A 293-nucleotide genomic window follows, 5' to 3' on the forward strand; every position below is an offset into this window, starting at 1 on the left:
GTATACAATTATTTATTGTATCAGGGGAATCTAGAGGTCTTGGAGTTGGAAAAGCTCTAATGAATCATTTGTATAATTATATGAAAAGTATGGATGTGGAATCCTTATATCTATATACAGATAATAAATGTAACTATGGATTTTATGACAGTCAAAACTTTAAACGTATAAGTGAAAAAGAAATTTGTTTTGATTCAATGAAAGATAAACTGAATGTATTTTTATACTGTTATGATTTTTAACGAATAGTAAAAACCGTATCTCTTTTGTACAGAAATATGGAAAATATGTAT

At 25.6% G+C, this 293-nt stretch carries 1 protein-coding gene; it reads left to right on the forward strand.

The window, feature by feature from the left end; all coding sequences use genetic code 11:
• Positions 1-242: GNAT family N-acetyltransferase (locus tag V7183_RS15590; protein WP_335360107.1), on the forward strand; the 242-nt coding region annotated here is incomplete at its 5' end.
• Positions 243-293: the final 51 nt, after the last annotated feature.

The organism is Bacillus sp. JJ1127, from assembly GCF_036965845.1.
Lineage (GTDB): Bacteria > Bacillota > Bacilli > Bacillales > Bacillaceae_G > Bacillus_A.